This is a genomic window from Butyrivibrio sp. AC2005 (assembly GCF_000424145.1).
GTDB lineage: Bacteria > Bacillota > Clostridia > Lachnospirales > Lachnospiraceae > Butyrivibrio.
Genome location: NZ_AUJI01000022.1, coordinates 69,552 through 93,481, shown reverse-complemented (window position 1 = coordinate 93,481; position 23,930 = coordinate 69,552). Strand labels below are relative to the sequence as shown.

Genomic DNA, 23,930 nt, shown 5'->3' with positions numbered 1-23,930 from the left:
TCCATTCTAACGTCTTGAACTAACCTATAATCATATTTTTATAACCTTAATGAATTATCATCCCTTTTTAAATTTAAAACTTCCTGTAGTAGCTCCTGCTCTCCTGAGCTTTTTCACAACCTTCCCGTAGGTCTTTTTATTTCTGCATATTATAGTAAATTTAGCGCCTTCCTTAATTCCCTTGAAACTTCCACGTCCTACGGACTTTAGGTTATTAGCTCTGATTGTGATTTTGCCGAGTCTCTTACAACCCTTAAACGCATTTGCACCAATCTTTGTAATATTTGAGCCTAACCTTACACTCTTAAGCTTTTTGCAATTCTTGTAAGCCCCCTTTGAAATCCTGGTTACCTTATAGGTCTTCCCGCCATAAGACACTTCGTTACCAATGCGTACATTCTTCACCTTTGCATTATTTGTACGGGTGGCTGTAGCTGATCCTTCTGCAGATACTGAATATGTAGCTTCGCCATTTTCAATTATTCCACCCGGAGGAAGTTCATCACTAGGCTGAGCTTGTGTCTCACTTACTGTAGGATTTTGTTGCTCAGCCTCTGTAGGATTCTGCTGCTCAGATGTTGTAGGATTCTGAGGTTCTACCACTGTGGAGGGCTGAGGTTCAACTGTTGTAGAATTCTCAGGCTCACCCATAGTAGGATTCAGTGGTTCTACAGGCGTGGGATTATGAGATTCCTCCGCTGTAGTATTCTGTGTCGTAGGCGTTTCAGGCCCAACAACTGGAGGATTCACCTGTTCACTCGGTGTAGAGTTCTGAGGTTCTACAACTGTAGTATTATCCTGCCCCTCTGTTGTTGGAGCACCCTGCTCACTTCCTGAAGGATTCTCCTGGCCATCTGCCGAGGAATTCTCAGGCTCTGCTGCCGGTTTCTCCTGCTCATCCTCTGCAGGATTTTCAGGCTCCTCTGCTGCCGGTTTCTCTTGTTCACCTTCCGCAGGTTTTTCAGGCTCCTCTACTGTAGGATCCTCAGGCTCAGGATTTTCATTTTGCTCATCCTCTGGCTTTTTCTCTTCTTCCCATATAGCGTAGAAGTCCATATTTTCATCAGCCTTCACCTGACTTATAGCTTCAGAATCATTCTGCTTTCTACTCCATCCACGGAAAATGTAACCATCCCTCTCAGGGATTTCCATATCATCCACATCGACAGTTTCATTTTTAATGGCGTTTCTCGTTTTAACCTCCGCGCCATCTTTGAACTTACCATCATTAGCATTATAGGTTAAAGTGTATTCAACCTTAACCCACTGACCATATAGATTTATTTCTTCCGTCGTATTGATTACTGCATCGGGATCAATTTTTACATCCGTATCATATCCGGTAAACCATCCGGTAAAATCACCCTGTTCATATTCAGGCTGCTTTATCTTCTTCATTACGTCGCCATAGGTCGAGCCGAAATCAGCATAAACAGTTTGAACCGGCACATTGCTTGAATCCGCATAGAAGTTCACACATACGCTAACCGGTTTCCAATTGGCATAAGCCTTGGACTCCTTAGTTATGATCGTGTCTTTGGTTATAGGTGTTCCGCCATCCTTTTCCGTAAACCAGCCCTCAAAAGTGTAGCCTTCCAGCCTTGCATTTGTGGGCATATCCTGTATCTTGCCTTCGTAGGTAAAGGCAGCGGGAGCAGCTTTCATGTTGAAGGTTGCTTCATCCTTTACTTTGTAAAAAGTAACTTTATAAACCTGTTTAATATTGCTATAAGAAAACTCTTCCCCATTTGCAATAGCAGGATTTAAATATCCATAATATCTCTGATCCCTGATGTGAGTTGTTGTCCTTCCGGAGGCATATCCCGGTATATCCGTAACATGCTTTGTAAAATTATCTGTCGTACGATTGAAATAATCATGTCCGATCATGTAGCCATAGATACGGCCATTGCGGGCACTATTATCATCCCAGGTAACATCAACTTCATAATAATCATTTCCAAGCTTTACGATATTCCAGGCATGACCGCCACCATTTCCAAGTCCCGCAACAATATGGCACTCTATTCCGGCCTTGTTTAACAGCATCTTCAAGGCCTTTGCATAGCCATCGCACACAGGCAAAAGCTCCACAAATGCACCGTAAGATGTGTGACATACGTGATTGGGATAACGATGATTCAGCGCGTCATAGTTATATTCCATCTTCTCCATGATGGCGTCATGAATTATGAGTTCCTTGTTAAATGCATCCCCGGTGAGATTCAGTTTATTAAAAAATGCATTGCATGCTGTCTGCGTTTTCGCTTCCATCTGTGCTATCTGTGCACCAGAATAGTCAGTCCCCTGACCTTTTATAAATATTGCAAAACAGGAATATCTTTTCTGGCCATCATTTTCTATAGTGACTAAAACGCAATCTATATCATAAACAATAAGTTCAAGTTCCTCCGGATGATCAAATTCCAGTGCAGTATACACCGAAGCCCAATCAATATTCATCGGTTCAGTAACTTCCTCAAAAACCGGAAATCCATAATCAGCCACGTATTCAGCTTTAGCCTCAGGTGCCGCGCCTTTGTTTTCCCTCATGAGCTGAAGGAAAGCGTTATAAAACATCTTATCGTTGTCATCAAGCTGATTATAATAGTAATCATCTTCGTTAATATTTGCGTTTTTAACTATTTTTTTAGATGTTTTTTCGACTAATCCGTAATACTCTTCCTCAGATATCTGCTCGATTTTCCCATTACCTTTGGGAATTCTGGGCTCAAACCTATCCCCTGTAGGACATGATATCTCCCCAGGCTCTTCTGCTTGAACACTCATTGAATCCGAAAACAGACTACCCACAGTAAGTAGCATAAAAAAAGCGCACATAAACCCCTTAAAGCTTATGTGCCCTTTTCCAGTCATTTTCCCCTCGTGCTTTTTCATTTTTTATCCCCTTCATGTTAATGTAAATTAAGTAATACACTAAAAACATAGCAGATGTAGTACACCAGGTTACCCGATAACTCATTTCAATCATTTCTACTGTTCTGTGCATGGGGAAAACAAACAAAATCCATATTACGCGAAGTACACAGATTCCGAACAGAGTTATCATCATCGGAATAAATGCATCTCCCATCCCCCGCAAAACTCCCGCAAATATTTCCACACAAACGTATGTTATATAGAAGGGAGCCAGGTAATATATCATCTGTACACCTATATCTATTACGTTTTTATCCACTACAAATATTCCGAGCAAAATATTCCCAAAGACGCAAAAGAATATGCTAAGCGGAATCGTAATAACTGTCGCTATCGCCAGAGCCTGTCTGGTGCTTTTTCTGACTCTGTCATATTTACCGGCTCCATAATTCTGTCCGGCAAAGGTAGTAGCCACTGTTCCCAGTGAGCCAATCGTCATCCAGAATAGTACATCCACCTTGCCGTATGCTGCCCATGCTGATGCAACATCCTTTCCAAGGCTGTTAATAGATACCTGTATAAGCGTATTTGAAAGTGTATAGGTGGTAGTCTGGAATCCCGCAGGTATACCTATCTTTATTATTTTGGAGAGCATAATAGCGTCAAATCTGATTTTCCTGATATCAAGTCTGTAGCTATCGTCGCTCCTTACAAGAATAAAGATAATAATAGCGGCACTAATAAGCTGGCACAGAATGGTTGCAACCGCAACTCCGGCTACTCCATAGACATCTCCCATTCTGCCAAGACCAAAACCAACTACGAATATAATATCTAAAAGTATATTAACTATGCAACTAATAATTAATACAATCAGCGGTCTTCTTGAATCACCTACAGCTCTCAGTATCCCTGCTCCCATGTTGTAAATAAGATTAGGTATCATTCCAAGAAAGAAAATCCTGAGATACATAGTGCCTGCTTCAGCCTGTTCAACCGGTGTTTTCATCACACTTATAAGCCATGGCGATATCAGTACTCCTATTGCAGTAATAACTGCGCCACCTGCTATGGAAAGCGCTATTGCGGTGTGTACAGCCTTATCAATCTCTTCCCTTTTGCCCGCACCATAGAACTGAGAAATGACAACAGTCGCTCCGGAAGACAGCCCCAGAAAAAAGCCCAGGAAAAGATTTACCACCATCGCTGCTGATCCGCCAACAGCTCCCAGTGCATCGCTTCCCACAGCTCTGCCCACGATTATGGCGTCTATTGTATTATAAAGTTGTTGAAAAAAAGCTCCCAGGAGAAGTGCAAAGAAAAATGTCAGCATGTTCTTCCATATGGAGCCGGATGTTATACTTTTGTTTCTCATCAGTGTTAATGCTATATTAACTCCCCATTTTTATTAAATCTACTTCGTTACCATCAGTTGCCTGTGGAAGCGCGAAGTCTATTATAATACATTCTGCTCAAACGTATAGAAGTATTTTCAGGATATATTTTCTCTGCCCGCTTGAAATATTCATATGAAATATCCATTTTCCCCAGCGCAGCATATAGCTTACTGAGTTTCTGACATGGTATAAACTCATGATACGGCTCAAAATGCACTCTCATATCCTTATAGTCCACCGGTGTATCAAGAGCTTCTAAAAGATACTTTTCTGCCTTGTCATATTCTTCACGGGCAAGATAAAGACCACCAAGTTCACACAGGAGCATTTCGCCTGCGATGCCCTTTTCTTCCAATAGAACAAGCTTATCTATCAGCTCATCGTTTCTCTTTAGCTGTTTCATGCTCCAGATATAGGAAAAAAGTGAATTATATATATCAGACTCAGGAAATGGCTCCTCTTCAGCCAGTTCATAAAAAGCTGCGACCGATGCTTCAAAATTACCTTTTGAACTATATTCACCACATAAAAAAGAAAGGTCTCTGGTGGGGGCTTCCGTTCCTTCAGCAAGACATAGCTTATGAATACGCATATTTCTATCGGGATCATTTACCCTGACCTTACAGTGACGGAGCATAATATCCTGTGCAAAATACTTTTTTGCTCCTTTGGGATATTCTATCCATTCATGGAGTCGTCCGTGCCATGTGGGGTTAAAGCTTCTTTTTGCCCATCTGTCACGAAAAACAAACGAGTTATTAAAAATATTATTTTGGTCCGGAGAACTTCCATACAGCAAAAATACAACATCTGTTTCAGGAGAAATAGATGTTTTCAGAGAATTTAATCTTACTGCATCCTCCGGACAAACCACATCATCAGCATCAATCCACATGACATAGTCCATGGTGGCATGTGAATAAGAGGCATTTCTTGCAGCGGAAAAATCATCTATCCACGGAAAATCATAGACCTTGTCAGTATATCGAAGCGCTATCTCGCGAGTATCGTCAACCGACCCTGTATCTACAATAATAATCTCATCTGCAAAGACTCTGACTCCATCAAGGCATCTGGCGAGAACCAGTGATTCATCCCTGACAATCATACATACACTCAGTGTAACGCCCTTGTCCATACCTGTTCCTCCAAAACTCTCCTCTATTCTTCCTTAAGCTTTTTTTCAAGAATTAATCGATTGGTTCTGGCAGCCAGGTTAGCCGGATTAATCTCCAAAACCTTATCATTATAATCTATGGCTTCTTGTATTCTGCCAAGTCCAATATAAGCCTTAACAAGCTGCTGATATATCCACAGTTTTTGATCCGGGGTATTATCCTCTGATTCAAGAGCCATCTCAAGCCAAAGAAGAGCATTTTCAAAATACTCATTAATAATCAGTATTCTGGCAATCCAGACGCAATAGCTGGCATTATGCTCCTTTGCTGCCTTAGCCATTAAATAATACTCTTTTGCCTCTTCATGATGTTCTGCCAGAGTCATATCCAGATAGCATTGAATGCAAAGCCAGAAATCCTCCTTTAGCTCGTCCCTTGGAATCTTGCGGATAATATTGCAGTTCCTGTCCTTTGGCGGCTTAACCAGTTTCCTGTGAAGAAACTTTATCTCAGTCGTCATTTCAGGTTCCAAGACAAAGGCGCGTTCGTGAATTGCTCCACCCCAATAGGGACCGTCGTGCCTTGCTACCATTCTATGGCGATAGGATAAACCGCCACCCTCCGGAGCATCATAGGCCATGATAATGGTCTTTGGTCTCTCATCAACCGGCATCTGTGAAAGGTCTTTTTTCAATTGCAGGAATTTCTCTTTTTCCTCACTGGGAAGAATGTCATCTGCATCCACATACATGATGTAGTCACATTTGGCATAGGAAAAAGAAATGTTCCTGGCTTTGCCAAAATCATCTTCCCAGGGGATAGCGTACACCTCATCAGTAAAGCTCCTGGCAATGTTTATGGTATCATCCGTTGAACCTGTATCTGCTATAACCAGCTGATCATAGGTTCCCTGCAATGACTCAAGGCAGCGCCTAAGAACCGCCTCTTCATTTTTTACAATCATGCATACACTTACAGAAACTGAATCTGAGCTCTCAGGCATGATGTCCTCCATAGCTTATTTCAAATTCAACATATTAATAACGCACTGTTTTAACAGGATCCTGCCCTGCAGCATGGGAAGATCCACCACCTCCCGTTACAGCCATCAGGTCCTCATCGTCAAGTGGAAATCCCTTAAACTCAGAGATTACCTCTTCTATTTCCTCCTGAACACATCCCATGGCATTAAGGGTCTTTTCAAGATTCTCCTTTGATGCAAGCGCCTCAATATCACCTTTATCAATTAACTCCTTCAACATTTCCTGTGCTTTTCCCATAATTGGAATCTCCTTTCTACAACAACTCACTCCAATGAAAATTCTGTAAAAAAACATAAATATCATTATTCAGGAAGCGTAAATAAAGTAGTCTTCCCTTCTTCAACCTTAACGCGCCTGTAATATAAAGTTCCTGAAGTATCCTCTGTCTGATCCAGCAAAACTATAACGTAATCACCTGCAGGAAGATCCATGTCATAATCTGTATCATCATCTTCCACAATCCAATACAGTGCATATTCCGGCTGGTTATCCTGATAGTACATACAAGCCCAGGAAAGTCCCTGATATTGCTTATTATTATCAGGCACCTCGTACCTAAGCGTACCGTAATCATCATCGCCGTTTTTATATTCCGGACTCCAGTCAGCTATTTCCCAGTTTTTCCCATTATGGTAATACCACGAATCGCCATCCTCTTCCTGCGATACAGGAATTCCCAGAGTTCTTGCAAGCTCCATGAGCATAAAAGTTTTATATTTTTCCGGACAGTAGCCCATTTTTATTGATGCTAAAAGATTTGGATTCTTCCCTTTTATCTCACGTATGCAATCATCGCTTAAATTACTGTCAAACCATTTCTTTAGTTTATCGGGGTCTGCTCTAAAATCACTTATCTGCTCTTCAGTAAACAGCTCCTGCACCTCAAGTCTTTGAGGAACAAAATAACCCCATTCAAGTACAGGACACAGAATTCCTTTTACAAAATCCTCATCTGATAAGTCTCCCCGTACCTTTTCTGCACCCTGTAATATATCCTCCAACGTTTCTGCACTAACTTCACCGCAGTACCTGCCCGTAACATTTTTAACAAGCTCTACGCGCATAGGATCATCATCCTTTTCAAGGAAGGTCATGATCTCGTCAAAATTTTTTCCTGCCCACTTTAAGTTATCTTCACAGTCCGGATACTTGGAAGCTCGCTTTTCATCAAAGTCTTTTTCATGATTTTCTGCTCTTAAGTCATCAGCAGATTTTTCTCCAAAAAGAGCATTTTTTTCTTCATCGGTAGCACTCTGCCATCTCTTTGTCTTGGCATCATTATATTTAACACTGCAGCTTATCCATTCATCATATTTAGGTTCTTCTGCAAAAGAAATGGTTCCTTCAGTCTGATCCTGGTCAATCCATATGGCGCGGAAATCATCATCCTGATAGCAAACCGCCGACACACTGCCCTTTCCCAGGGTAAGCTTTGCTTTTCCTTCAGCATCCGTTACCACTGTAAGCTCCGTGGACTCGTATACACCATTTTGAACCAATATTATATCAACCCTTGCACCTTCCAAAGGTTTCCCCTTTTTATCAAGGACTGTAAGCGTAACCTCTTTCGTCTTAGCAAAATCCTCTATATCATTTACTATCGTATAGCCGTAGTCGGAATAAACCATTCCTCCATCGACACCAATATCACTCTGCGCATAAGAAGCTGTAGTAAGAATGCTCCCCAGTCTGTCTACAAACCATCCGCAGTCCATCGCCGGCTCAGGTTCACAGCCGCCCATGTAATGCCACTCTCCATCAATAAGAACCTGCGGAAATGCGTGCCCGTCGGGTACTCCTGTCCAGGACACATTGCAAACTCTTGATGGTATTCCCACACTCCGAAGTGCACTGACAACAAACATAGCTTCTTCGCCGCATCTGCCCTTGCCACTGTTATACATTCCAAGTGGTGAGAATTCATTCTGGTCGGTATCCGAATAGGTAGCCTGCTCTCCACACCAGAAGTTAACCAAAAGAGCTGCCTCGGTCAGGCTTTTATCCTTCACAATGTCAACTATCTGATCATAGAAGAAATCCCTGTAATCAACTATGGGTTCTATACTAATCTTGTAACCAGCCACATAACACAAAAACGTATCTTCGGGCAGATTTTTTGCCCAATCAAATGTTTTTCTCACCTTAACTGCATGAGTCGCATATTTATGAAGAAGTGCAAAATCAATACTGCACAGATCAGTCATGGATGTGGTAATAAAATAGTACTGCATGATCTTCTTTTCTTCGTCGGTACACTTCTCATACTCCTTTTCCCATTCATCTGCGCGATACCCCAGGTCAGGCAAAAGAGTTTCATATTGCGTAGTTAATTTTACTTCCCAGTCACTCTCGCTTTGCTCAACTGGCTTAGCAAATCCCGTTATTGTAGAAAAGGCTAAAACAATCGATACAAGAATACATACTACATTTTTCTTTATTCTCATAAGCACTACCTCATACCGAACAAAAAACAATTGTATACGCTTAATTAATTCTAACATAGCGATTATTAAGGCTTTCCGAATAAATTATTATATTTTGATAAACAAAAAACGGAGCCACCTATACGTTTCTTATAGGTGACTCCATTACTTTATTTATGAAATTTTATATAGTTTAATTATTTAACCTTTGAGATCTTCTTTGACTTTGACCAGTCTGAGTAGTACTTAACGCCGTTTTCCTTAACGTATGTTCTAACCTGAACATAATACTTCTTGCCGCTCTTGAGGCCGCTCTTCTCGATTGTGCCCTTCTTATCCTTGAAAGTAATCTTCTTAGCCTTTACGCTCTTTGTCTTTACGTTCTTGTCGAAGTCTTTGCTTGTTGAAAATCTTACTTCGTATCCGTCAACATCCTTAGCCTTCTTAATTGTAACCTTTGCTGTCTTCTTAGCAGGTGACTCAGCATTGCGGATCTTTATTGTCTTGTCTGTCAGAATTGCAGCCTTGATCTGGAACTTAACTGCCTCTTCGCTATTTCTGAAGACGTTGATCTTATAATCTCCACCCTTTTTTACGTTCAGTTCCTTTTCGTAGATCTTATCCTTTGCATAATCCTTTAATTCTTCACTTGAAAGAAAACTTGTTTCACCGGCTTTATAAATGTCAACAAAAGCACTTTTAATTGTATCTGTAGCTTTAATATTTACTCTTAATTTTCCATCGATATCTGAGTGAATTATATAAGTCTGTCTCTTGGTGTCGCCGGAAATTGTAACCTCAGAAGTATAATCGGCATCATTTTCCAGCTTAATGGGAGTACCCTCATCAATTTTCTGAATTATCTCTGCGTCAGCAGGTTTAACCCCTCCCTCAGCATAAGCTGTAATTGCAGGTGCCATTGCGAATGATGAGCAGGCCATAACACCTGCTAATGTAATTGATAAACGTCTTGAAAGTCTCTCTAAAATCCTCATAGAATAACCCTCCTTGGTATGGTTAAAACTTTTTTTGGTAATCGCCGTGATTACCTGTGCTAATTTCGAGTTTAATCATATTTGTATATTGTGTCAACATTCTGTGACTATTTTATGATTTTATAAGAATTACTATTTAATTATTTTATTTTTATAGCAAAAAATTGGAGCCACCTATACGATTCCTATAGGTGACTCCAATCCTTTATTTATGGCATAAATCTGTTTATGTTTGATTATTTTTACTCATCCTTAATTCCGTTTGCTTCTTTGTACTCAGCAAGAACAGTCTGATAATAGCCATCATCGGTAACAGCCTTAGAAACATCATCAGATCTACCAATACTGATAAGCCATGCATATACATTTTGAACTTCTGCACGGCCCTCACGCCTTGCTGCATTTATTCCTGTAACCCAGTCGGATCTTGCCATCTTCTCTTCCAATAGCATAGCCTGCACCTCCTTATCCTTTGAAAATGCATCTACTTCTTTACGAATATCATCAAACATCACATTGCCCTGTGTTTTTTCTAACACTTTGTCATTATTAATATCAGCAATCATCGCAAGCAGCTTTAATAATTCAATATCTTCATCTTTATTGTAGCTATCAGTTAAAAAGAGTTCAAGTGCCTTATCAAGCTGCACAAAAGCCATTTGCTTAAGTGCAGGAAACTCCATGCCAGAATCCGCCACAATCCTTTTCACTCTATGTATATACCGATCTGACTTAAATTCCTTAAACACTTTTGGACTCTTGACCATCAATACTATAACAATAACCCCATTAACATTTTCATAGTCTACTTCTTTTTTCCTCTGCCCTTCTTCTATCGAATATTGAATCATCAACATATTCGATGCATATATATCTACTCGGTTAAAAATATAATCCTGCGCAACAGCTTGAAATTCCAGATCAAATCTTCTTCCATCTCTCAGCCATGCAGGAATATCTGTAATAATAGCCTTAGAGAACTTGCTAATCACCATTCCTTCATTGGATGCTGATTTTTCAACATTTTCATATGGACCTTTCATTATCCTTTGTAAAAGAAAATCCAACCTCTCCGGATGAATATCAGGAGAAAATGCCCTTTTAGCTATAGCATCATCGTACAAATCTGCCAAAATTGACCCATCAAAAATCTTTAGCAGTTTTTCTTTTGTCTCCGGATCCAAATTGCTTATTTGTATTTTTTGTACTAATTCTTCTTTACTCAGGATACTCACCATATTCATCCCCACCTTACTGTTTTTTTGAAGCTAAAGAACAGTTTTTTCTTTAATTCCATACTTTTATTATATTTTTTTGATGTACCATAAAAATACCTTCACAAAAATTGGAGCCACCTATACGATTCCTATAGGTGACTCCAATCCTTTATTTATGGCATTTTATCAGGTTTAATTATTTAACCTTTGAGATCTTCTTTGACTTTGACCAGTCTGAGTAGTACTTAACGCCGTTTTCCTTAACGTATGTTCTAACCTGAACATAGTACTTCTTGCCGCTCTTGAGGCCGCTCTTCTCGATTGTGCCCTTCTTATCCTTGAAAGTAATCTTCTTAGCCTTTACGCTCTTTGTCTTTACGTTCTTGTCGAAGTCTTTGCTTGTTGAGAATCTTACTTCGTATCCGTCAACATCCTTAGCCTTCTTAATTGTAACCTTTGCTGTCTTCTTAGCAGGTGACTCAGCATTGCGGATCTTGCTGTCCTTATCTGTGATAATGTCAGCCTTAACCTGAAGTACAGCATCCTTTTCAGGCTTAATAGCTATATAATATGTGCCTGTTTTAATATCCTTACTGTTCTCATAAGTCTTGCCTGCTGCAATGTCCTTATTCTCATCTATGAAAAGGTCTGTTGCTTCATTCTCTTTCCAAACCCTAACGGTAACCTTGCTGGCATCCTTAGATTTTACAAAAACTCTGAACTTTCCATCAATATCTGACTTAATCTTGTATGCCTTACCATCGGTTGCGGTAATAGTTGTCTCTGATGTGTAATCAGCATCATTCTGAAGCACTGTAGCACCATTCTGGATGTCTGCCTGAGTAGGTGTTCCTTCTGCTGCAAAAGCTGTAATTGCAGGTGCCATTGCGAATGATGAGCAAGCCATAACACCTGCTAATGTTATTGATAAACGTCTTGAAATCTTTTCTAAAATCCTCATAAAATAACCCTCCTTTGACAAGGTCTAAAAACTTTTTGGTGGTCGTGTTGATCACCTGTGATGCTTTGACTATACTCATATTTTTATCCCTCGTCAACAATTTTACACCATTTTATGATTTTATAATAATTTGGATTGCCGCTATCAAAATTCTATTCTCTTCATAAATACTGGGCTTACATTCTGTCAAACATACCATTTTTCAAGGGCTCCATTTTATATTTTGTTAATACTTTATTCCTGTCTCAGGGCATCAATCGGGGCAATTATAAAACAGACCGAAACCTGCACTGATTTCGGTCTGTTTTACACTTATTTTATTATTACTGATCTATTTATAGTTGACCACTAATTATTTAGCAAGAAGCATCATGATGTCATTGCTTCTCTGGATGAACTTAGTCATAGCGTCTGCATCAAGAGGTGCGTTCTGGATACGGGCAAGGTCATAGAGCTGCTCACAGATGGTGTCTACATTGTCACCTTCCTTGTTGTCCATGACGTACTTAACAAGAGGATGATTAGCATTGAGGATGAGTGTCTGTCCACCCATTCCAAGGTCGCCCATCATCATTCCGTTAGCAGCATACATCTTCATCATATCCTGCATACGGCGTGTCTCCTCAGATACTGTGAGCATTGAAGAAATCTTCTTATCCTTGAGCTTCTCAATCTTGACTACAAGCTGCTCGTTCTTAAGAGCCTTCTTCATCTTCTCACCGATGTTCTTCTCAATCTCCTCGAATTCCTTCTCAGCCTTCTTGGAAGTCTTGCTCTTGAAGGTATCTGTAAGATCAGCATCGATTCTCTGGAATCTGATGTCCTGATTTTTAGACTCCAACTGCTGGATGAAAGGAACATCTATGTTGTGATTTAAGATGAATGCGTCCATCTTCTGAGCCTTGAACATATTGATGTACTGGCTCTGCTGCTGCTCGTCTGTTACATAATAGATGGTGCGGGGCTCTTTTTCCTCGTCCTTCTTATCAGCATCAGCCTTATCATCGCCGCTTACTGTGTTGCCATTCTCATCGACAACTTCAGCCTCTACTGTATTTCCGTTCTCATCCTTAGCTTCTTCAGCTGCTGCAGCTTCCTCTGCCTCCTTATTAATCTGGAGTGCTTCGGGGAGTGTTAAGTATTTTCCATCAAGATTCTTAAAGAGGATGTAGTCATTCATCTTCTCGCAGAACTTGTCGTCCTTTAAGCAGCCATACTTGATGAAGGGAGAAATGTCTTCCCAGTATTTGTCATAGTTTTCCTTATCAGTCTTACAAAGTCCTGCAAGCTTCTCAGCAACCTTCTTGGAAATGTAGTCTGAAATCTTCTTTACAAAGCCATCGTTCTGAAGTGCGCTTCTTGATACGTTAAGAGGAAGATCAGGACAATCGATCACACCCTTAAGAAGCATTAAGTATTCAGGAATTACTTCCTTGATGTTGTCTGCAATAAAGACCTGGTTGTTGTAAAGCTTGATAACACCCTCAGCCGATTCGAACTCCATGTTGATCTTAGGGAAGTAAAGGATTCCCTTTAAGTTGAAAGGATAGTCCATGTTGAGGTGTATCCAGAACAGAGGCTCCTTGTAATCACGGAAAACCTTTCTGTAGAATTCCTTGTATTCATCATCTGTGCAGTCCTTGGGAGTCTTGCCCCAGAGAGGATGAGTATCATTAAGAAGCTGAGGTCTTCTCTTAATCTTGAGCTTCTTCTCCTCTTCCTTCTTCTCTTCTTCGCCTTCCTTTTCAGAATCGTTCTTTGCTTCTTCCTTCTTCTCAGGCTCGATTACTTCGATGACAATGTCATCATCGCGCTTCTCGGATTCCTTGATGGTCTCTGTGCCTTCCTCATTTTCTCTCTGAAGGTAGATCTCATAAGGCATGAATGAGCAGTACTTCTCAATAACTTCGCGTGCCTTGTATTCGTTGCAGAACTCAAGGCAATCATCTGAAAGGTGGATTGTAATTGTTGTTCCTACCTCTGTCTTCTCTCCATCCTTCATCTCGAAATCAGAGCCGCCATCACAGGTCCAGTGAACGGATGCAGCGTCTGATTTATAGGACAGTGTATCGATTTCCACATAGTCAGCAACCATGAAGGTTGAATAGAAACCAAGTCCGAAATGTCCGATAATCTGGTCAGCATTTGCCTTATCCTTATACTTATTCAGGAAATCAGTTGCACCTGAGAAAGCTACCTGGTTGATATACTCCTCAACCTCCTCAGCTGTCATACCGATACCATTATCAATAATCTTAATAGTCTTGTCCTTATCATTAAGAACAACATCAACACGAGGCTTAAAGCCATCAGGAAGTGTATACTCACCCATCATGTCCATCTTCTTGATTTTTGTGATGGCATCACAGGCATTAGAAATTACTTCACGATAGAATATGTCGTGGTCAGAATACAGCCACTTCTTGATTATAGGGAACATATTCTCGCTATTAATTGAAAGATTACCTTTTTTCTCCATTGTATTGCCTCCATATAATAAATGCAGGGGTGTTCTACTAAATATAGAATACCCACAAATATGAGTTTAAAACCGTAGGCGGCAAAAGTCAATAAAAAATTAGCACTCATTTATAACGAGTGCTAATAATTGTATTTTCTCCTCATCTCTCAATAACCAAATCAGCAAGTCCTGCCTTGTGAAGAGAAACCACTCCGGCTAAAAGGCATATCTGTGCCAAAATATTTATGCCTTGTGCAGTCCAGTTTACGGTTGCCAAAGTAAAATCCTTTGAGGAAAAATACCCCATAATTAGAGAAAAAATAAAGCTTAAGGTAAAAATGGTGATCGCAAATTTCTTTTTAAGCTTTACAGCCAAAATAAAAAGTGAAACAAAAAGCATAGTAAGTCCAAGGCATATCGCAGTTATGAATAAAAAAGTACCTGCAAATACAGGTGGCGCTGCTGAATATAATGTATTCCCCTGCCTGAAAAAAATCATTGCAATACAAGCAAGCCCTGCCATAAGGAATCCAATTGCCTGTAAGGGAAAAAACATCTGACTAAGAGCCTGAAAATCGCAAATTCCAGCGCCATATAAAACCTTGTAAACAGCTTTACAGCCCCCGGCAAAAATAATATCCAGAGTTCCCATTGCAAATAATGCGAAGGCCCCCTTGCTCATCTTGTTATATAAATCGCGCTGCAAAATTATGGATGCAACAGCAAATAAGATTACCGGAATAAAATCCACCAGTCCCATTAATAATGATATATCCTTCATTATTTCCGTTTTTCCTTTTTCATCTTATACATCTGCTCATCAGCAAGTCCGATAACAGTATCAAGATTCATATTTGCATCAAAAACGGTGGAAGCCGTTCCCATGCTGGCTGCGACTGTGTATCCAAGCTTTCTGGTAGCTTCTTCCATCCTGGCTGTCATTGTTTTCTTAAGTAAATCCCAGTCACATTCTCCAAGAATAAGAGCCAGCATCTCATCTCCGCCTATTCTTACGCAGAGAGCATCAGGTGGGCATGAATCCTTAAGAATCTTTGCAACAGTAGCTATAGCCTCATCCCCGGAAAGATGACCAAAGCTGTCATTTATTTGTTTAAGACCATTTAAATCAAGCATTACAAGCGTGGCTTTTTTCCCGTGATTAGTGCTGTCAGCATGTAGCTCCTCAAATTTTTCAAGAAAAGCCAGTCTGTTGTAAAGTCCTGTCAGACCATCATGCTGATAGGTTCTCTGAAGCTTATCACGAAGATATTTCTGATACTTATTAATTACGTAGCCACCAAGCGCCATTCCAAGGTAATATGTAAGGCTCGTGGTCTTAGTATAATCTATAGTCTCTGCCCTGGGGTATGAGTAGCATATAAATCCCGGGGCCTTGCCCATATACTCAAGGCAATTGAAAATAAGCGGATATCCATTATCCAGAACATCCATCAAATGTGGAATTATCTCATCAGGGTTGTAGGGCTTAACCTCATCATCTTTGGAATACCAGTCATAAATGACTACCTTCTCACCCTTTTCAACATTCTCAAAAAGGAAGTTGTTCTCAAGATCAAAGCAGGATTTTTCAGCAACAATACACATATGTGAGGTGAGATGATTTCTTATATATTTAATGCTCTCATCAGAGGACTTGCCGCTCATGATTTTGGCAGTAACCCCTTGCATAACGTGAACATCATCCTGGTGATGATAAAACCTGTCATTTATTCCGCTGACCGTAAGAAGCGGATCTGCATCACTATGCGGACAGCCACATGAATCGTTTTCAATAAACCTGGGCTGTATCCACTTTATAATGTTCCTCTCTCCTTTGAAAAGAGAAAGCACCACATCAGTTATGGTTACTGCCAGTTCTATGCTGTCACACTTTGACGTTGTTATTCCCGGCTTAGACCAGAACGCCTCCTCGACACCATCAAAGCCGGAAACTATAACTTCATCCGGAACCCTTATGCCCTTTGTCTGAAGAACATCACAGACATTTATCGCCATTATGTCATTAGCACAGATAATTGCATCAGGTAAAATAGGTCTTTGAAGCAGTTCAAGAGTTGCCTTCCTTGAAGGCTCAGCCCAGAAATCACCATAGCTTATCATGCTGTCATCAAAGGTAAATCCATTTTCAGTTATTACTTTTTTAAATACTTCTATTCTTTCGTTAGAAAAAGGACTCTTCCTTTTTCCTGCCATAAAATGCGGTCTTTTAACCTTGTGATACTCAATTATGTGACGTACTACAGCCTCAAAACCTTTGGCGTAGTCAAACTTAACTATTGATGTGTTCTCATATTCGCCGTCTATAATGACTGCAGGAACATCATGTTCATTCGCCCTGTCAAGAATATGCTGAACCACTTCGCGGCTCTTTATCTTCTCGTCCATAATTACAACTGCATCAGTCTTGTCAAAAGGAACGAGATCAAAAACTGCTGTCTCATCAGATTCATCTCCGTTGTTCCCGATTTCTGAATTAAGGGTGTAGATAAAAAGGTAACAGTCATCAGCCTGCAAAAGTCTGTTCAGCTCTGTAATGAAGCTAAAAACCTGCGAATCGTATATTCTGTAGGTGCATAAAGCAACCAGTTTTTTGCCATTAATCATAGTCTACTCCAAAGCTACAGTCAGAATTTGTAGTGTTTCTTCACTTTGCATTTCTTACAGGAGGTATTCTTATGATCATAAAAAGTACCTGTAACAGTTGTCTTTTTCAAAACAACCTTTTTACCTGAATAGTTACCCATATCGCCTTTTATCTTGCAGTTTGTTATCTTTACGTTTTTGGCGACAACCTTATTGTTGGTCTGGTAATAAGGATTAAGGATATTCAGAGCAAAATACTTTCCGTTTTTCTGATGTTTTTTCTTCGCATTAATAGTTGAGTTTTTGATTACAATAGATGAGCATACTGCTTTGCCCGGAACCTTTCCCTCGTCGGTATTGGGTTCAATCTGTATACCACTGCAGGGGGATGCACCGCTTGCATTACTGATATTGCAATTGTCGATTGTCACATGATCAGCATCAACAATTGCAATATTGTTTCTTCTGTTGTTTTTTATTGTGCAGTGGGTGATTTTGACATCACTGCTTCCCGGATATGAACCATCATCAGCAGCTGAGCCAAGATATATTCCATCGCCCCAGTTATCCTGAATTGTCATATTCGTAATCTCAACATGGCTGCAGTCTGTTACCCCAATACCATGTCCGTCAGCATCGTCTGATCCCTTATGACCGGATCTGTCACCAATGATCTTACCACCTGAAATCTTGAAATTATCACCCTTTACATGAATAGCGCAGAACTCGCCAAAGGATGTCGGAAGGACATTTAAAACTGTCGATTCCTGAAGTCTGAAGGTAATATTAGGTTTATCTACATAAACGCCAATACCTGTACCGCTGAAATTAAGTATATCTATATCGTACTGTCCGGGGCCAAATTCAATTATTCCGCCACCGTTTTGGGCTGCTGCTTCCACAGCGTCCTTTATTGCCTGTCTGTCACCGATGCCATCACCGGCTTTTGCACCATAGTCTTCAGGTCTGTACACATTCTCAGCCTGAACCTTGATAGCAGTCGGTGTAACAAAAGAAATGGCAGGTACTGCTATTGTAGCTGCCATTAATAATGTAAGTGCTTTATTACCAATCCTCATAAGAGCCCCCTCTTTTCCCTCATTATTCTGTTGAGAAGTGATTTCTGTAAATATCGAAAAAGTTTGTGTCTGATATTTCCACGTTTTCTGAAATATGGATTTTCTTGTAAAGCTCCTCATTCAGGACTTTGGATAACTTGGCAGCAAACTCATCATACTGCTCTCCGAAAACCTCTCGCTTTTTTTCTTCGACGATTCTTATCTTATTAGCTTCAGTCTCTTCGCGATTAAAAGTACTGATACATTTAAGTATAACATATGTATCGTTTGATTCAATAACTGAGCTGATTTCGCCGTTATCAAGATTGAACGCCGCAGTCTCTATCTCAGGTGCGACATCACCCTTACCGACAGAAACAGTGCTCTCCTCAGCTTCATTATATTGTTCCATCAGAACACTGAAGTCCGTGCCTTCGTTAAGCTGATGCAAAATCTGTTGTGCATTGTTTTTTACAGACTGTCTCGCTTCTCCTTCGAGTGCAACCTTTTGTCCCTTGGAATCCAGTTCCCATGCGTTTAGAACAATCTGCTCGACAGTTATAGTGCGTGCTTCATCATCACTTATTTCGGGATTTATATCTCTGATTATGTAGTCGTAGAGCTTTGCAGCAGTTGCATACTCCTGGTACATCTCCTGCAGTGTCTCCTCTGTTATTCCACACATCGCCTTTTTATCATCATCCGTAAGTGATGAAAAGTATTCGGATGCCGCAGAGTTAGCACTGGATATTTCCGCTTCACTGAGCTCTATACCGGAATCCACAGCAAGCAGATTCATTGCCTTTACCTGTGCTAATGTTGAAAGGCATTTATCCTTGACGTAGCTTTCCATGCTATTATCACCGATATTCACGTTCCAGATTCCATCACCAAAGCCTGCTTCATAGGAGTTCTGCGTATTAACAAGATACACCATGAATTCAGATTTTGAGCAGGATCTGTCCTCAATCCTGAATAGCTCATTTTCAGTAAAACCGGTTATAAGTACAATCTTGGTATGTTCAAGACTGGCACAGCCTGTAAGGGAAAATGCCATTCCGGTAGCAAGCATAAGCGCGGCCAGAGACCGCGCTATTTTTATTCTTTTTTCAGTTAAAAAAGTTGTCAGCATACTAAAACAATAACCTCATGTATATCCCCTCATCCGTCAGCTCTGCTGACACCTTTCCCCCCAAGGGGAAGGCATATTAATGGAATCAGAATCTAAATCAGATAGAAGCAAGGATACTGCGCGCAACCTTAAGTCCGTTGGCGCTGGCCTGCTGAAGGCCTCTTGTGATTCCGGCTCCATCTCCGATCGCACGAAGATGATTAACGCTGGTCTCAAAGTCCTTATTAACAATTACCTTATTAGAATAGAACTTAACCTCAACGCCGTAAAGAAGAGTCTCGTCAGAGGCAATTCCGGGCGTAACCTTATCAAGTGCCTGGATCATCTCATCAAGATCCACCATGATTCTGTGAGGGAATACAAGTGAAAGATCTCCGGGAACCGCATCCTTAAGTGTAGGAATCAGGTTGTTTCTGGCAAGTCTCTCATCTGTAGTTCTGCGGCCTCTTCTGAAGTCACCATAGGTCTGTACTAAAATTTTACCATCACAGAGCATGTTTGCAAGCTCCGCAATTTTCCTACCATATTCAATAGGAGTCTTGAAGGGCTTAGTAAAGTTTTTGGATACAAGAAGTGCAAAGTTGGTGTTGTCTGTCTTGAAATCCTGACTCTTGTATGCATGTCCGTTGACAACGGCAAGTCCGCCCTCATAGTACTCAGTAGCCACCTCACCTGAAGGGTTTGTACAGAAGGTACGCACCTTATCATCAAAGGTAGGAGTATGGAAAATAAGCTTGGCCTCATACAGGTTCTCATTAAGGAACTGCATGATTTCATCTCTGACCTCAACTCGCACACCCACATCAACTGTGCCGGGCTTGGTCTCGATTCCGATCTTGTCGCACTGTGAATGGAACCAGTCTGCGCCCTCACGTCCTACAGCTGATACTATTTCCTTTGCTGTGATAATGCTGCCGTCCTGAGTTTTTACACCCTTGCAGACACCATCTTCAACAATGATTTCTTCAACCATTGTATTGAACATAAGCTCTACACCCTTTTCCTCAAGGTGCTCCTGGAGCTTTTTATAAATCTTGTAGCCTTCCTCTGTTCCAAGGTGCCTGATGGGACACTCCACAAGCTTGAGGTTGGCATTTATAGCCTTCCTTCTGATCTCGCGGATCTCCTCAGCCTTATCGACACCATATACACTGGTGTCAGCACCGAATTTCAGATATATGTCATCAGATTCCCTGATAAGAGCTGTTGCTTCATCGTATCCCAGGATATCAGGAAGTGTTCCACCTACATCAGGTGACAGCGAAAGCTTTCCATCAGAAAAAGCGCCTGCGCCGGCAAAGCCTGTTGTGATTGAACAAGGCTTACAGCCCATGCATCTTCCTGTCTTTCTCTTGGGGCACTGTCTCTTCTCAATAGATCTGCCCTTTTCTATAATCATTACTTTAAGGTCAGGTCTCTTCTCTGCAAGTTCATAAGCACAGAAAATACCACCCGGGCCCGCACCGATTATTAAAACGTCTACTTCTTTGTTTTTTGCCATATTAAACCTCATTATATATTTTCCTCTTTTGCCGGCTTTCACCGGCGCCTTCTATACTGTTTCTTCTATAATAAATAAAAGGGCTTAAGGGTTAAAAATGACTGCCACAATAATAATTGCAGCAGCCATTAATTCGTTTGATCATCCAGTTTGTAATAAGCTATTACTTCTTAGTAGCCTTCTTAGCCGGAGCCTTCTTGGCTGCAGTCTTCTTAGCTGCAGGCTTTTTAGCTGCTGTAGCCTTCTTGGCAGGAGCTTTCTTATCAGTAGCTTCTTCAGCAGGAGCCTCTTTTGTCTCAGCCTTAATGCTTACGCTCTTTAAGAGCTCAGCCTTTCTAAGGTCACCCTCTGCGTTGATTTTTCCTGAAAGATTAGCGTTTACAAAATCATCTCTGCCTTCAAGAATATCCATAAGATCAGCTGCTGATGTATAAACAAGAATGTCACGGTCGAAATACTCGTAAGGCTCTACATTTAATTTTCCATCTGCAATCTCAACATAGAAAGCGCCTTCGCCCTCGCCGGTTATATTAAACTGGTAAGCTGCATGCTCCTTAACATTGCTAACATCAGCATCCTTAAGTGCTTCTTTTACCTTTGCTACTACTTCTTCGTAAGTCATTTTTTCCTCCACTTCATAAAAAATTTAATCCCAAAAAACATGTACATTATACCACAAAATCCCCTGCATGAAATACCTCATTTGGATTTTTTGGCATGTTTATCGCAAAAAACAGCCTTTGTTTATCTGCTATTGCTTCGATACTGAACGGGTGTCATACCATATTTCTTTTTAAAGAGTCTGTTGAAATGCTCAACATTCTGATATCCCGCAGCTTCAGCCACTCTCTCAACCTTCATGTTGCCGTTTTTAAGAAGAATGCTTGCTTTTTTAAGTCGGATTTTCTTTACATTTTCCCCAAAGGTCATTCCGGATTTTTCCTTTATATATTTGGAAAGATACGGCTTAGAGAGATAGAATTCCTTGGAAAGATCATCCAGTGTTACAGACAGATAGTTTTCCTGAATGTAATTTAATATTGCGCTGATTCTCTCATCCTTTGCGTCAGTACTTGCCTTGACATCATCAAGCTGATTTACAGCAATTGTAAGTGCGTTGATGGAAGACTTGATGATATCTTCATCAATTCCTACACCCCAGAATTTCTTACCGCCACAGGTAATTCCCACATAGGTAACGGCTTTTGATGAAGAACCACGGCTAAGTGCATGCTCTTCGTAAACCGAAAGCTCATAGCTTATGTTGAAGTATTGCTTGAAAGCGTTACTTACAGCATCCAGGCGTCCGTTTCCGTTAGCCTCTACAATATGTTCTTTTCCTGCATGAGTGATCGTAACCTCTGCGAGGATTCCGTTAACCTGCTTGAAGTGACAATCCACAACTCTGAATACAGAATCATTGTGAACGTACTTATCCTCAAATATCTGATAAATTCTTCCGGGTGCAAGCTCAGCATGCTCTCTGTCGGATACATCCTTCATTGTATAGCTGATGTCTGTCTGCATTTCTCTCGGAACCATCATTCCATAGTTAGTCTTCAGGATGTAGCTTACGCCGCCCTTTCCGGACTGGGAATTGATTCTGATAACGTCTCCGTCGTATTCTCTTCCAAGATCCTTGGGGTCGATCGGCAGATACGGAACTGACCATATTCCTTTATCTTTTCCTGCATCACGCCAGGAGAAGCCTTTGCTGATGGCATCCTGATGTGATCCTGAAAATGCTGTAAATACAAGCTGTCCGGCATACGGCTGACGCTCGAAAATACGCATTCTTGTAAGACGCTCATAAGTCTCACCGATCTCATTTATATTTGCGAAATCAAGCTTCGGATCCACACCATGTGAGTACATGTTAAGTGCAAGTGTCACGATGTCTACATTTCCTGTTCTCTCACCGTTTCCGAACAGTGTTCCTTCTATTCTGTCTGCACCTGCAAGGCATCCAAGCTCGGCATCACTGATTCCTGAACCTCTGTCATTGTGCGGATGAAGTGAAAGTGTAACGGCGTCACGGTATTTAAGATTCTTGTGAATATATTCAACCTGTGTTGCAAACACATGAGGCATAGCTATCTCTACTGTAGTAGGAATGTTGATTATTGCTTTGTTTTCCTTAGTAGGCTTCCACACATCAAGTACTGCATTGCAGACTTCTACTGCATAATCAACCTCTGTTCCGGGGAAACTCTCTGGAGAATACTCAAATGAGAAGTTGCCGTTAGTCTCTTTTGCAAGCTTATCAAGGAGCTTCGCACCATCGATAGCTATCTGTTTAACATCCTCTTTATTCTTTTTAAATACCTGCTCACGCTGTGCAACAGATGTGGAATTATAAAGATGAATTATTGCTTTAGGTGCTCCCTTTACAGCCTCAAAGGTCCTCTTTATGATGTGCTCTCTGGCCTGTGTCAGAACCTGTACTGTCACATCATCAGGGATCATGTTTCTCTCAATAAGTGTTCTTGCAAACTCAAACTCTGTCTCAGAAGCAGCCGGGAATCCGATCTCAATTTCCTTAAAGCCCAGCTTAACAAGCATTGTGAAAAACTCGAGTTTTTCATCAAGGCTCATGGGCTCAATAAGTGCCTGATTTCCATCTCGAAGATCAACACTACACCATATCGGTGGTTTATCAAGATAATCTTTTTTCACCCATTCATAGGTTGCCTTTGGTGGCATGAAATACTGTCTCTGATACTTCTCGTAGTTCTTCATAATGCTCCTCCTGATATTGTTCATTATTTTCTGTCGATTGGCTATTTTCAGTCGATTCATTACAATTACAATGCTTATCTGCAGTAGAATTAATGATATTCTCTATTGTTATCGACACAAAAATAAAATTCATCAACGATTATTGATGATTTTTATTTTAACACTTGTATTTTATTTTTATAGTGACGAATTTAATCAGTTTTCTTGATATTTATTAATATAGATATGAGATGAACCTAACCTTGTGCTTACTTTCTTATAATTGTATCCATAATCTTTCTCTTGTTTTTAATTGCGAAACAAAATCGCACTTAGGAAATGTTTTAATAATGCTCCTCCTTTTCCTGTAAAACCGTATCAAACAAATAAAGTATAGTTTTGTAAAAAAACGAACCACCTTT

17 protein-coding genes are annotated in these 23,930 nt (G+C 40.6%); all 17 read right to left on the bottom strand.

The window, feature by feature from the left end:
* Nucleotides 1-57: 57 nt before the first annotated feature.
* Entirely contained in the window at nucleotides 58-2,898 is a 2,841-nt protein-coding gene (locus tag G602_RS28740; RefSeq protein WP_026658430.1) for an InlB B-repeat-containing protein, read from the bottom strand.
* A complete protein-coding gene (locus tag G602_RS0107440; protein WP_044931414.1) occupies nucleotides 2,849-4,255 on the bottom strand; it encodes an MATE family efflux transporter in 1,407 nt (468 codons plus the stop codon). Before G602_RS0107440 ends, G602_RS28740 begins: the two co-directional genes overlap by 50 nt.
* 53 nt (nucleotides 4,256-4,308) lie before the next feature.
* Nucleotides 4,309-5,415 (bottom strand): tetratricopeptide repeat-containing glycosyltransferase family 2 protein, encoded by a 1,107-nt coding sequence (locus tag G602_RS30900; protein WP_049945113.1) that lies wholly within the window; start codon nucleotides 5,413-5,415, stop codon nucleotides 4,309-4,311.
* A 23-nt stretch (nucleotides 5,416-5,438) separates the two neighbouring features.
* On the bottom strand, nucleotides 5,439-6,398 hold the full coding sequence (locus G602_RS28730) for a glycosyltransferase family 2 protein (protein WP_049945112.1): 960 nt from the start codon (nucleotides 6,396-6,398) through the stop codon (nucleotides 5,439-5,441).
* Between the two features lie 34 nt (nucleotides 6,399-6,432).
* Nucleotides 6,433-6,675, bottom strand: a complete 243-nt coding sequence (locus G602_RS0107425) for a hypothetical protein (RefSeq protein ID WP_026658428.1) — start codon at nucleotides 6,673-6,675, stop codon at nucleotides 6,433-6,435.
* Between the two features lie 65 nt (nucleotides 6,676-6,740).
* Complete coding sequence (locus G602_RS0107420; RefSeq protein WP_026658427.1) at nucleotides 6,741-8,882, bottom strand: transglutaminase domain-containing protein; 2,142 nt, start codon at nucleotides 8,880-8,882, stop codon at nucleotides 6,741-6,743.
* Between the two features lie 176 nt (nucleotides 8,883-9,058).
* Complete coding sequence (locus G602_RS0107415; RefSeq protein ID WP_026658422.1) at nucleotides 9,059-9,856, bottom strand: hypothetical protein; 798 nt, start codon at nucleotides 9,854-9,856, stop codon at nucleotides 9,059-9,061.
* A 242-nt stretch (nucleotides 9,857-10,098) separates the two neighbouring features.
* A complete protein-coding gene (locus G602_RS0107410) occupies nucleotides 10,099-11,094 on the bottom strand; it encodes a PD-(D/E)XK nuclease family transposase (RefSeq protein ID WP_026658421.1) in 996 nt (331 codons plus the stop codon).
* 175 nt (nucleotides 11,095-11,269) lie between these two features.
* Nucleotides 11,270-12,034 (bottom strand): hypothetical protein, encoded by a 765-nt coding sequence (locus G602_RS0107405; RefSeq protein WP_026658420.1) that lies wholly within the window; start codon nucleotides 12,032-12,034, stop codon nucleotides 11,270-11,272.
* Between the two features lie 352 nt (nucleotides 12,035-12,386).
* Nucleotides 12,387-14,513, bottom strand: coding sequence for a molecular chaperone HtpG (gene htpG, locus G602_RS0107400; RefSeq protein ID WP_026658419.1), 2,127 nt, complete (start codon nucleotides 14,511-14,513; stop codon nucleotides 12,387-12,389).
* Nucleotides 14,514-14,655: 142 nt separating this feature from the next.
* Nucleotides 14,656-15,276, bottom strand: a complete 621-nt coding sequence (locus G602_RS0107395; RefSeq protein WP_026658417.1) for a hypothetical protein — start codon at nucleotides 15,274-15,276, stop codon at nucleotides 14,656-14,658.
* Nucleotides 15,276-17,120 carry a diguanylate cyclase gene (locus G602_RS0107390; protein WP_026658416.1) on the bottom strand — a complete coding sequence of 615 codons (1,845 nt, stop codon included), beginning with the start codon at nucleotides 17,118-17,120 and terminating at the stop codon, nucleotides 15,276-15,278. The genes G602_RS0107395 and G602_RS0107390 overlap by 1 nt, the downstream gene beginning before the upstream one ends.
* Nucleotides 17,121-17,140: 20 nt before the next feature.
* Nucleotides 17,141-18,178, bottom strand: a complete 1,038-nt coding sequence (locus tag G602_RS0107385; RefSeq protein WP_026658415.1) for a right-handed parallel beta-helix repeat-containing protein — start codon at nucleotides 18,176-18,178, stop codon at nucleotides 17,141-17,143.
* Between the two features lie 22 nt (nucleotides 18,179-18,200).
* Nucleotides 18,201-19,289 (bottom strand): peptidylprolyl isomerase, encoded by a 1,089-nt coding sequence (locus G602_RS0107380; RefSeq protein ID WP_155829722.1) that lies wholly within the window; start codon nucleotides 19,287-19,289, stop codon nucleotides 18,201-18,203.
* 97 nt (nucleotides 19,290-19,386) lie between these two features.
* Nucleotides 19,387-20,790, bottom strand: a complete 1,404-nt coding sequence (locus G602_RS0107375; protein ID WP_026658413.1) for an NAD(P)/FAD-dependent oxidoreductase — start codon at nucleotides 20,788-20,790, stop codon at nucleotides 19,387-19,389.
* 163 nt (nucleotides 20,791-20,953) lie between these two features.
* Nucleotides 20,954-21,412, bottom strand: a complete 459-nt coding sequence (locus G602_RS0107370; protein ID WP_026658412.1) for an SCP2 sterol-binding domain-containing protein — start codon at nucleotides 21,410-21,412, stop codon at nucleotides 20,954-20,956.
* 122 nt (nucleotides 21,413-21,534) lie between these two features.
* Complete coding sequence (locus tag G602_RS0107365) at nucleotides 21,535-23,529, bottom strand: 2-isopropylmalate synthase (RefSeq protein ID WP_026658410.1); 1,995 nt, start codon at nucleotides 23,527-23,529, stop codon at nucleotides 21,535-21,537.
* Nucleotides 23,530-23,930: the final 401 nt, after the last annotated feature.

Coding starts and splice junctions, on each gene's coding strand:
- G602_RS28740 (WP_026658430.1), bottom strand. CDS start 2,898: ATGAAAAAGCACGAGGGGAAAATGACTGGAAAAGGGCACATAAGCTTT.
- G602_RS0107440 (WP_044931414.1), bottom strand. CDS start 4,255: ATGAGAAACAAAAGTATAACATCCGGCTCCATATGGAAGAACATGCTG.
- G602_RS30900 (WP_049945113.1), bottom strand. CDS start 5,415: ATGGACAAGGGCGTTACACTGAGTGTATGTATGATTGTCAGGGATGAA.
- G602_RS28730 (WP_049945112.1), bottom strand. CDS start 6,398: ATGCCTGAGAGCTCAGATTCAGTTTCTGTAAGTGTATGCATGATTGTA.
- G602_RS0107425 (WP_026658428.1), bottom strand. CDS start 6,675: ATGGGAAAAGCACAGGAAATGTTGAAGGAGTTAATTGATAAAGGTGAT.
- G602_RS0107420 (WP_026658427.1), bottom strand. CDS start 8,882: ATGAGAATAAAGAAAAATGTAGTATGTATTCTTGTATCGATTGTTTTA.
- G602_RS0107415 (WP_026658422.1), bottom strand. CDS start 9,856: ATGAGGATTTTAGAGAGACTTTCAAGACGTTTATCAATTACATTAGCA.
- G602_RS0107410 (WP_026658421.1), bottom strand. CDS start 11,094: ATGGTGAGTATCCTGAGTAAAGAAGAATTAGTACAAAAAATACAAATA.
- G602_RS0107405 (WP_026658420.1), bottom strand. CDS start 12,034: ATGAGGATTTTAGAAAAGATTTCAAGACGTTTATCAATAACATTAGCA.
- htpG (WP_026658419.1), bottom strand. CDS start 14,513: ATGGAGAAAAAAGGTAATCTTTCAATTAATAGCGAGAATATGTTCCCT.
- G602_RS0107395 (WP_026658417.1), bottom strand. CDS start 15,276: ATGAAGGATATATCATTATTAATGGGACTGGTGGATTTTATTCCGGTA.
- G602_RS0107390 (WP_026658416.1), bottom strand. CDS start 17,120: ATGATTAATGGCAAAAAACTGGTTGCTTTATGCACCTACAGAATATAC.
- G602_RS0107385 (WP_026658415.1), bottom strand. CDS start 18,178: ATGAGGATTGGTAATAAAGCACTTACATTATTAATGGCAGCTACAATA.
- G602_RS0107380 (WP_155829722.1), bottom strand. CDS start 19,289: ATGCTGACAACTTTTTTAACTGAAAAAAGAATAAAAATAGCGCGGTCT.
- G602_RS0107375 (WP_026658413.1), bottom strand. CDS start 20,790: ATGGCAAAAAACAAAGAAGTAGACGTTTTAATAATCGGTGCGGGCCCG.
- G602_RS0107370 (WP_026658412.1), bottom strand. CDS start 21,412: ATGACTTACGAAGAAGTAGTAGCAAAGGTAAAAGAAGCACTTAAGGAT.
- G602_RS0107365 (WP_026658410.1), bottom strand. CDS start 23,529: ATGAAGAACTACGAGAAGTATCAGAGACAGTATTTCATGCCACCAAAG.